General features: G+C 61.1%; 10 protein-coding genes. 4 read left to right on the forward strand and 6 right to left on the reverse strand.

All coding sequences use genetic code 11. The features are described from left to right. The first annotated feature begins 3 nt into the window (after nucleotides 1-3). From ABYA88_RS08925 to ABYA88_RS08940, 4 genes are all read left to right on the forward strand, one after another. Nucleotides 4-1,839 carry a nitric oxide reductase activation protein NorD gene (locus ABYA88_RS08925; RefSeq protein ID WP_373186764.1) on the forward strand — a complete coding sequence of 612 codons (1,836 nt, stop codon included), beginning with the start codon at nucleotides 4-6 and terminating at the stop codon, nucleotides 1,837-1,839. After that, complete coding sequence (locus ABYA88_RS08930) at nucleotides 1,836-2,441, forward strand: cytochrome c oxidase subunit 3 (protein WP_373186766.1); 606 nt, start codon at nucleotides 1,836-1,838, stop codon at nucleotides 2,439-2,441. The genes ABYA88_RS08925 and ABYA88_RS08930 overlap by 4 nt, the downstream gene beginning before the upstream one ends. An 8-nt stretch (nucleotides 2,442-2,449) precedes the next feature. Beyond that, the gene (locus ABYA88_RS08935) at nucleotides 2,450-2,719 is read left to right on the forward strand and encodes a cytochrome C oxidase subunit IV family protein (RefSeq protein ID WP_373186767.1); all 270 of its coding nucleotides are present in this window, start codon (nucleotides 2,450-2,452) and stop codon (nucleotides 2,717-2,719) included. A 112-nt stretch (nucleotides 2,720-2,831) separates the two neighbouring features. Beyond that, complete coding sequence (locus tag ABYA88_RS08940; protein ID WP_373186768.1) at nucleotides 2,832-3,146, forward strand: cytochrome c; 315 nt, start codon at nucleotides 2,832-2,834, stop codon at nucleotides 3,144-3,146. Nucleotides 3,147-3,203: 57 nt separating this feature from the next. Here ABYA88_RS08940 and moaA read toward each other — a convergent pair whose 3' ends face one another. From moaA to ABYA88_RS08970, 6 genes are all read right to left on the reverse strand, one after another. Further along, the gene (moaA, locus tag ABYA88_RS08945) at nucleotides 3,204-4,199 is read right to left on the reverse strand and encodes a GTP 3',8-cyclase MoaA (RefSeq protein ID WP_373186769.1); all 996 of its coding nucleotides are present in this window, start codon (nucleotides 4,197-4,199) and stop codon (nucleotides 3,204-3,206) included. 10 nt (nucleotides 4,200-4,209) lie between these two features. Then, nucleotides 4,210-5,028: a peptidylprolyl isomerase gene (locus tag ABYA88_RS08950; protein WP_373186770.1), complete on the reverse strand. Its 819-nt coding sequence runs from the start codon at nucleotides 5,026-5,028 to the stop codon at nucleotides 4,210-4,212. Further along, entirely contained in the window at nucleotides 5,025-5,870 is an 846-nt protein-coding gene (narI, locus tag ABYA88_RS08955; protein WP_373186772.1) for a respiratory nitrate reductase subunit gamma, read from the reverse strand. The genes ABYA88_RS08950 and narI overlap by 4 nt, the downstream gene beginning before the upstream one ends. 9 nt (nucleotides 5,871-5,879) lie before the next feature. Next, nucleotides 5,880-6,614, reverse strand: a complete 735-nt coding sequence (gene narJ / locus ABYA88_RS08960) for a nitrate reductase molybdenum cofactor assembly chaperone (protein ID WP_373186773.1) — start codon at nucleotides 6,612-6,614, stop codon at nucleotides 5,880-5,882. 2 nt (nucleotides 6,615-6,616) lie between these two features. Next, a complete protein-coding gene (gene narH, locus ABYA88_RS08965) occupies nucleotides 6,617-8,155 on the reverse strand; it encodes a nitrate reductase subunit beta (RefSeq protein ID WP_373186774.1) in 1,539 nt (512 codons plus the stop codon). Between the two features lie 10 nt (nucleotides 8,156-8,165). Next, nucleotides 8,166-9,837: molybdopterin dinucleotide binding domain-containing protein (locus ABYA88_RS08970; protein ID WP_373186775.1), on the reverse strand; the 1,672-nt coding region annotated here is incomplete at its 5' end.

Raw genomic sequence — 9,837 nt, forward strand, 5'->3', positions numbered from 1 at the left:
ACGATGGAAGAATACGTCGGCATGCGCTGGCATAACCTGATCAACCGGTTGGCCCGCACCAGTTATCCTGAAGCACAGGTCCGCCTGGAAGACGAAGGCCCGCGTCTGGCCATGGTTTTTCGTGCCTTGGGTGGCGATCCCGGACTGACCATCAAGGCCGCCACCGAGCGCACCCTGAAACCGCCCCGCCACTGGCTGGAAAAGATCGCCGGCACCGGCCGGCAGTATGCACTGGCCTGGCGCGACGAGGACAGCGTGCGCCTTCCGCCGGTGATCCAGGCCTACCCTGACCGGGGTCTTAACCGCGACCTGTACCTCTGGCTTATCGCGTTGGCCAGTCAGGCCAGCACCCCTGACCGCGACTGGCTGCACTGGAACCAGTATCAGGTACTGGCCACCCTGGAGCGATTCCCCGGTCTGGCGCCACTGTATCAGCGCCTGGCCTGGCGTCTGGTGACCGTGCGCCCACCCCTCGACACGCTGAGCGCAGAGCAGCGGCGCCGCGAGCGTTGTCTGCGTAGCGCCATTCTGGAGCCCGGGAGCCAGATCACGCTGCCCGCCGCTGACGGCGACAGCCTGCCGGTGCCGTTGTGGCTGTACCCCTCGCTGCATACACCCCAGGCTGCTGTCTCGCGTCAGGACAGCGATAGCGATGTGAGCAATGGCGAACTCAAGCCCAAGGAAGGCAAGGGACGTAAACGGGCCGAATTCATCGATGACATCGACGGCAAGGACGGCCTGATCGTGTTTCGGCTGGAAAGCCTGTTCTCCTGGTCGGAGTTCGTGCCCGTTGACCGCACGGTGGATGACAGCGAGGACGACGAGGCTGACAGGGTTGCAGAAGACCTCGACCACCTCACCCTGTCACGCCACGGTGACGCTGGCGCTTCGCGTCTGAAGCTGGATCTGGATCTGCCCAGTGCAGCCGAGGACGATATCCCGCTGAGTGAGGGCATGCTGCTGCCCGAATGGGATTGGCGCAAGCAGCAGCTGATCCCTCGCCATTGTCGCGTCATCCCGATGCTGCCCAGGGATGCAGAGCCGTGCGCCCTGCCAGAACGGTTGCAGGCAATGGGCCGGCAATTGCGCCGACGCTTTGAAGTGCTGCGACCGCAAAAAGCGTGGAACAGGCGGCAGCCCAGCGGGTCGGCCCTGGATCTGGAAGCCTGTATCGACTTCGCCACCGCCCGCCAGCGCGGCGAGGCCAGTGCGCAGCCGGCACTCTGGCGCCAACAGGCAGCACAGCACCGGGATCTCGCCTGCCTGGTCCTGGCGGACCTGTCGCTATCAACCGAAGCCTATGCAGACAACGAGCACCAGGTGATTGATGTGGTGCGTGACAGCATGCACCTGCTCGGTGAAGCGCTGGACGCCGGCAATGATGCCTTCGCGATGTACGGCTTCTCGTCCCGGCGCCGTAATCACGTGCGCTTCAGCGTGATCAAGAACTTTGCCGAACCCTGGGGCGAGCCGGTGCATGGCCGCATCCAGGCCCTGCGACCGGGCTATTACACGCGCATGGGCGCTGCGATTCGTCAGGCCACCGAAGTGCTCAAGGAACAACCTGCCGAGCAGCGATTGCTGCTGCTGCTCACCGATGGCAAGCCGAACGATCTGGACCTGTACGAGGGCCGCTATGGTATGGAAGACACGCGCCAGGCGCTGCTTGAGGCGCGCAGGGCAGGTCTTGAGCCGTTCTGCGTGACCATCGATCAGCAGGCGGCCGATTACCTTCCGCACCTGTTCGGTCCGCAACGCTTCCATGTGTTGCATGAAGCCGCTGAGCTGCCTGCGTTGCTGCCGCGGCTGTATCTGATGCTGACCGGCAGGACTCCATGACAGCCATGCAGCGCCTGCCGGTCACGGCTGTGGGCGCGCAGTCGCGCGAGCTACCCGGCGATCTGGCCATGTGGTGTTTCATCCTTGCCGAGCTGGCGGTGTTCGCGCTGCTGCTGGGCAGCATGGCCTATGTGCGGGGTCGCTGGCCGGAGATGTTCAGCGCCGGGGTAGCCACGCTGAATCCGGTGGCCGGGCTGATCAATACCCTGGCCCTGCTCACCGGCAGCTATTGGGTAGCCCTGGGTGTGGCCGCAATGCGCCGCGGCGAATCAGCCATCGTGGTGTGGTGGTTCCGGGCAGGCGCGGCAAGCGGCGTGCTGTATCTGATCGTCAAGTCCGTGGAGTACCAGCAGATGTTCAGTGCCGGCTATACGCTGCGGACCGACATTTTCTACTTTTTCTACTTCTTCACTACTTTCTTCCATCTGATGCACGTAGTGCTGGGCATGGTTGTCCTGCTGGTAGTCGCCGCGCGATTCAGGCGCGGCGCCTATGCCACGTCCGACACGCGGCAAATGGCCGCAGAGTCGGCAGCCAGCTACTGGCATATGGTGGATCTGGTGTGGTTGATGCTGTTTCCACTGCTCTATGTCCTGCCCTGAGGTAACCCATGACCCATCCGTTGACATTGACCTGGCTTGGACTTCTGGCTCTGACACTGATCGGCTGGCGGCTCGGGCACCAACCCGGCACCCCGCTGGTCCAACCACCATGGTTGCTGTGGGCAGTGCTGCTGTTGAGCGCGATCAAGGGGCAGTGGGTGATCGACCGATTCATGGGCATGAAAAACGCGCCCTGGCAGTTTCGTCTGGCGGTCAGCGGTTGGCTGGTAGCTGTCCTCTGCGCGATGACTCTTTTCCTGCAATTACCCCTGCGGTAATGTCTGGTTATACAAGGAGGTGCAATGCGGAGACTTTAGCCTTTCCAAATACACGATCAGTGGTATTACTGATGGTGAAGACACCCAAAAAAGAAATGATGAGGAAATTATGATGTTGAAAATTCTATTTGCTTCGACCGTTCTGACCCTGGGTATGGTTGGCGCCGCCCAGGCCGCTGGCGATGCCGCTGCCGGTGAAACAAAAGCAGCGGTCTGCGCTGCATGTCACGGTAAGGACGGCATCGCCCTGGTGCCGATCTACCCCAACCTGCGTAACCAGAATGCGCCCTACCTGGAGTCTTCGCTGAAGGCCTACCGTGAAGGACAGCGCGCTGGCGGCAATGCGGCGATAATGACGCCAATGGCAAAGAACCTGAGCGATCAGGATATTGCTGACCTGGCCGCGTATTACAGCTCCATGGAGTAAGGGGTCCGGTGCTCTGAGCAGAACGAAGGCCACCGCAACCGCGGTGGCCTTCTGCTTTCAGCCACCCGTTGCATTCATGAAGCGGACGATCTGGACCTCGCCGTCAGCGGAAAAGTCATGGTGGGCCGGTTTGCCCTGCAGGGATTTACGCAACGCAGCCAATAGCGGTTCGTCCGTGGTTGGATGACGCCGTACCAAGGCCCGCATATCGATGGAGTTTTCCTGTCCGAGACATAACAGAAGGCGCCCCTCGGCAGTCATGCGCACCCGATTGCAGGTCGAGCAGAAATTGTGCGAATGGGGGGAGATAAATCCGATACGGCTGTGCGCGTGCCCCTCGACCCGAACATAACGCGCCGGACCACCTGAATTTTCCGTGCTGTCGAGCAGTTGGTAACGCTGGGCAATAACCGCGCGCACCTCATCGCTGGAAAAGAAAGACTCACCCCGGGAACGCCCCACGTTGCCAAGAGGCATTTCCTCGATAAAGGTGATATCCAGGTCACGGGCCAGCGCATAGTCGACCAACGCAGGCACTTCGTCCGCATTACGACCCTTCATGACCACCACGTTCAGCTTGATACGCTGGAAAGCGGCATCCCGTGCAGCCTCGATGCCGTCCAACACCTGGCTTAACTCGCCGGTACGGGTGATGGCGCTGAATTTCGCCCGATCGAGACTGTCCAGACTGATGTTGAGTCGTTTGACGCCGGCATCTGCCAGCGGACGGGCCAGTTTCACCAGTTGCGAGCCATTGGTCGTCATTACCAGCTCACGAAGGCCCGGCAAGGAACTGATGCCCGCGCAAAGGTCGACAATGCCGCGCCGGACCAGCGGCTCACCGCCGGTGAGCCGTATTTTCCTGACCCCCTGCGCGACAAAGAGCGCCGCCAGCCGCTGGATCTCTTCCAGGGTAAGCACCTGCTGGCGAGGCAGGAAGGTCATGTCTTCGGCCATGCAGTAGACACAACGGAAATCGCAGCGATCGGTGACCGACATACGCAGATAATCGATACGCCGGCCCAGTCCGTCTATCAGTTGTGTGTCAACCATGACCTTTCCCCTATTGCAGCAGCGGAGACGCAGCTCCGCGCATGACTATACCTTCGATTCCGGCATCGCCTATCAGCGTCTCGATATAATGTACCACGGCCTTTTGCCAGACTCTTTCCCCCAGCTCGGCCTGGATACTGTCTCTGACCAGCTCGAACGGCAATTGTCTGCCATCAATTCGCTGATCGACCAGCACGATATGAAAGCCATAGCGCGACTCCAGCGGCTGGCCGGCGAGCCCTTCGTCCAGACGCAGCAGCTGGCGCTCGAACTCTGCCACCGTCTGCCCCGAGCTGAGCTGCCCCAGCGCCCCGCCCTGTGCTTTTGACGGGCAGTCCGAGTACTGGGCAGCCAGCGCGGCAAAACGGCTCGGGTTGTCCCGTAGCTGGTCAAGCAATGCGACCGCCTGTTCGCGGGTGCGGCTGCGCCCGGCGACGTCGTCCGGAGCCACTGCCAACAGGATATGCCTGGCAGCGACCAGCGGCGCAGAACTGAAGCGTTCCTGGTTGGACTGGTAGAACTGCTCGAGCGCCTGATCATCTACCGTCGGCACCGCGACTTCAAGCTCCAGCAGGCCGCGTATAAGCGCTTCTTCGTCGGTCTCATCTGCCTGTGGAAATACGTCCACTCCCAGGTAGGCCGCGCGCTGCTCCAGCAGCTCGCGGATTACCAGTGCCTGGGCGGCGAGAAACACCGCCTCCTCACGGGTTTCGGCCGGATGGTATTGCATTTCCAGGGCGATTGCCTGCGGATCCAGCGGCACGCCATTGATGCTTACCCGGGGCCATTCCTGATGGTTACTGCTGGCAATAATGCTTTCAGTGTTCATGGCTGCTCCCTGAATGCCGCTGCAGGACGGGGAGAGGCGATGCCTCTCTGGGTTGCACCAACACCGTTATCGGCGTCTGCCGGGCCGCCACTTCCTGACCGCGATGGCGACGCGACCACGGGAGATCTTGCCGGGCGGACTGGTGCCGGCCGTGCCGGAGAACTGGCCTTGAGCCTGACGATCTGGTAGCGCCGGCCCAGGTACCATACCGGCGCGCTGATGATGTGAACCAGGCGGGTGAACGGGAACAGCACGAACAGGGTGATACCCAGAAATACGTGCAGCTTGTACGCCAGTCCGACTGGTTCGATGCTCGCCGCCGCCATCAGCGGCCGGAAGGTGACTATCTCCTGGGCCCAGTTGGCCAGCAGCACCATCTGCGAGCCATCCATGTGCGCAGTAGACACGTAGATGGTAAACAGGCCGAGCAGCAGCTGAACCAGCAGCAACCAGAGGATCATGATATCCGACTTGCTGGACTGCGCCCTTACCCGCGGGTTGGTCAGCCGCCGATGCAGCAGCATGACCAGGCCTACCAGGCACAGCAGCCCGAAGAACCCGCCAATCAGCATGGCCATCAGCTGCTTGTTTTCGTAACTGAGCCAGCGATGGTAGACCACAGAGGGCGTCAGCAGGCCGACGAAGTGACCGGCCAGAACCGCGATGATGCCGATGTGGAACAGGTTGCTCGCCAGACGCAGGTTCTTGTCATGCATCAGCTGGCTGGAGCCTGCGCGCCAGGTGTACTGGGACAGGTCAAAACGTGCCCAGCTGCCGACAATCAGCACTGCCAGTGCCATGTAGGGATATACCCCGAATAACATCAGATTAATATTGGCCATGATAGTCTCCTACGCCCTGCCAGCCGGCACGGCCTTGTCGTTGAAATCCACCCAGTGCACCGGAACCGCTATCTCTTCCTTCGCCTTGACGTTCGCCGGCCGGGTACCGCAGGCGGCCACGCTGTCGCCATTGAGGAAGGTCACTTGTTCCTCCTCCCATTCCGCGTCAAGCGCTTCCAGACTGTTGTCCGGAATCTCTTCGAGTACCTGCTCGCGAATCGCCGCCATGGCCAGTTCGGGAATGGTGCCGGCAATCTGCAGCAGCGCGCGGAAACAGGCTGCATAGTCCGAGCCGCGCTCTTCCAGACGGCTGGCCAGCAGCGCCAGCAGATGCTCGACTTCGCCCAGCCCGGCACGCGCTTCTTCACCCTCGCGGGTAGCCAGGAATTCCAGATACAGAGGTATGTAGTCCGGCAGCTCCTTGACTCCGATGGCAAAGCCGGCACCTTCGTACTGGGCCATCAGATCGACCATGGCCTGACCACGGTCACGGGACTCCCCGTGGACATGCTCGAACAACAGCAACGAAAGATAACGGCCACGCTCGAAGAGCTCGGTATAGGCCTCCTGCACGTCCAGCAGGTCGGTAGTAGCCAGACGCGTAAGCAGGTCGACCAGATCCTGGCGCTGCTCGGGACTGATCTCGCGGGAGGCCACAATAGCCTCCTCGAGTTCTGCGCGGGCGTCCTGCACGGCCTGCACTGGATAATCCATCAGCAGGGAAATCACCTTGAGAATTTTCATGCTTACTCCTCCCAGAGCTGGACAGTCTTTATCACGTCGCGACGGTTGGCTTTCTTGCCACCAAACATATTGGTATCGGAGCTGCCCGAGCAGCCGCTGCCGAAGCTGAAGCCGCAGCCGTTGCGCTCGGCGAACACTTCGCTCAGCGCTTCCTCGCGGTGCGCAGTAGGTATAACGAAGCGATCCTCGTAGTTGGCGATGGCCAGGTAGCGGTACATGTCCTCGGCCAACGCGCGGGTCAGCCCTACGTCTTCCAGCACCTGGAGGTTCTCGACGCCGTCGACCTGCTGCGAGCGTTTGTACACACGCATGGCCAGCAGTCGCTTGAGCGCCAGCTTGACCGGTGCTTCGTCGCCGGCGGTCAGCAGGTTGGCCAGGTAGCGCAGCGGAATACGCAGGCTGTCGACGTCGGGCAGGATGCCATTCATCGAGATCTTGCCGGCCTCGGCGGCGTTCTGGATCGGTGATAGCGGCGGCACATACCAGACCATCGGCAGGGTGCGATACTCCGGGTGCAGCGGCAGCGCCAGGCGCCAGTCGACCGCCAGTTTGTAAACCGGCGAAGCCTTCGCCGCTTCGATGACCGACATCGGCACGCCGTCAGCCAGGGCCTGCTCAACTACAGCCGGATCGTGCGGGTCGAGGAACAGCCCCAGTTGCTCTTCGTACAGGTCCTGTTCGCTGGGCGTGCTGGCCACTTCATGAATGCGGTCGGCGTCGTACAGCAGCACGCCCAGGTAGCGAATACGGCCTACGCAGGTTTCCGAGCACACGGTGGGCATGCCGGCTTCGATGCGCGGGTAGCAGAAGATGCATTTTTCCGACTTGCCGCTTTTCCAGTTGAAGTAGATCTTCTTGTACGGGCAGCCGCTGATGCACATGCGCCAGCCGCGGCACTTTTCCTGGTCGATCAGTACAATGCCATCTTCCTCGCGCTTGTAGATCGCCCCGCTGGGGCAGGCCGCCGCGCAGGTCGGGTTCAGGCAGTGCTCGCACAGGCGCGGCAGGTACATCATGAAGGTGTTTTCGTACTCGCCGTAGATGTCCGCCTGGATGTTGTCGAAGTTCTGGTCCTTGCGCCGCTTGGCAAACTCGGTGCCCAGAATCTCTTCCCAGTTGGGGCCCCACTCGATCTTTTCCATGCGCTTGCCGGTGATGGCAGAACGCGGCCGCGCGGTCGGCTGGTGCTTGGACGAGGGCGCGGTGTGCAGGTGCTGATAGTCGAAGTCGAAGGGCTCGTAATAATCATCGATGGTCGGCATGTCCGGGTTGGCGAAGATGTTCGCCAGCACCCGGAACTTGCCGCCAATGCGCGGGTTGATCGAGCCATCGGCATTACGCTTCCAGCCGCCCTTCCACTTGGTCTGGTTCTCCCATTCCTTGGGATAGCCGATGCCGGGCTTGGTCTCGACGTTATTGAACCAGGCATATTCCATCCCTTCGCGACTGGTCCAGACGTTTTTACAGGTGACCGAACAGGTGTGGCAGCCAATGCACTTGTCCAGATTCAGTACCATTCCTACTTGTGAACGAATTTTCATGGCCGGTTCCTCACTCGATATCCTGTGGCAGGGGTTGTGGCAGCGCTTCCGCGCCAAGACCACCCAGTTCGACGTCATCCAGCCAGTCGACCTTGTCCATCTTGCGCACCACAACGAACTCGTCGCGGTTGCAGCCGACGGTGCCGTAATAATTGAAACCCCAGGACTGCTGCGCGTAGCCGCCAATCATGTGGGTCGGTTTGAGCACTACCCGTGTGACCGAGTTGTGATGGCCGCCTCGGGTGCCGGTCATTTCACTGCCGGGCATGTTCACGATGCGTTCCTGCGCGTGGTACATCATCACCATGCCTTCCATCACACGCTGGCTGACCACCGCACGGGCAACCAGGGCGCCGTTGGCGTTGAAGCACTCGACCCAGTCGTTGTCCTCGATCCCGGCCTTGACGGCATCCACTTCCGACAGCCAGATGATCGGGCCACCGCGGCTCAGGGTGAGCATGATCAGGTTGTCGGAATAGGTGCTGTGGATGCCCCATTTCTGGTGCGGGGTGATCCAGTTCAGCACGATCTCGTTGTTGCCATTGGGCTTCTTGCCCATGACATAGCCAGTAGTGCGGGTGTTGACCGGTGGCCGGTAGCTCATCAGCTGCTCGCCGAAGGCCTGCATCCAGGGGTGATCCTGGAAGAACTGCTGGCGGCCGGTGATGGTGCGCCATGGAATCAGCTCGTGGACGTTGGTATAACCGGCGCTGTAACTCACATGATCGTCTTCGAGCCCTGACCAGGTCGGGCTGGAAATGATCTTGCGCGGCTGCGCCTGGATATCACGGAAACGGATCGCCTCGTGCTGCTTGCCCACCGCCAAATGGCTGTGATCACGACCGGTGAATTTGGACAATGCGTCCCAGGCTTTCACCGCCACGTGCCCGTTGGTTTCCGGCGCCAGCGAAAGAATCACTTCACAGGCGTCGATCGCGGTATTGATCTGCGGGCGACCCTGGCTGATGCCTTCCTCGAGTACTTCGTGGTTCAGATGGCCGAGGAATTCGACCTCATCATCGGTGTTCCAGCTGATGCCCTTGCCGCCGTTGCCCAGCTTCTCGAGCATGGGCCCCAGCGAGCTGAACTTCTTGAAGGTGTTCGGGTAGTCGCGCTCGACCACAACCATGTTCGGGCAGTTCTTGCCCGGCACCGGTGCTTCGCCCGCGGTCTTCCAGTCGGTGCCACCAAACGGCTGGGCCAGTTCGCCGGGGCTGTCGTGCAGCATCGGAATGCTCACCAGATCCTGCTCGACACCCAGTTCGCCTTCGGAGATTTCCGAGAACTTCTTGGCAATCGACTTGTAGATGTCCCAGTCGGACCGTGATTCCCAGGCCGGATCGATCGCAGCCGACAGGGGGTGAATGAAGGGGTGCATGTCCGAGGTATTCATGTCGTCCTTTTCGTACCAGGTCGCGGTCGGCAGCACGATATCGGAGTACACGCAGGTCGAGGACATGCGGAAGTCCAGGGTGGTCACCAGGTCGATCTTGCCGATGGCGCCCTCTTCCACCCAGTCAGCTTCGGTCGGCTTGACGCCGTCACGCTTGCCCAGGTCCTCGTTCATCACCCCGTGCTTGGGCGTGCCCAGCAGGTACTTGAGCATGTACTCATGACCCTTGCCCGAACTGCCCAGCAGGTTGGAGCGCCAGATGAACATGTTGCGCGGGAAGTTATCGCTG

The organism is Halopseudomonas sp., from assembly GCF_041579695.1.
Taxonomy (GTDB): Bacteria; Pseudomonadota; Gammaproteobacteria; order Pseudomonadales; family Pseudomonadaceae; genus Halopseudomonas.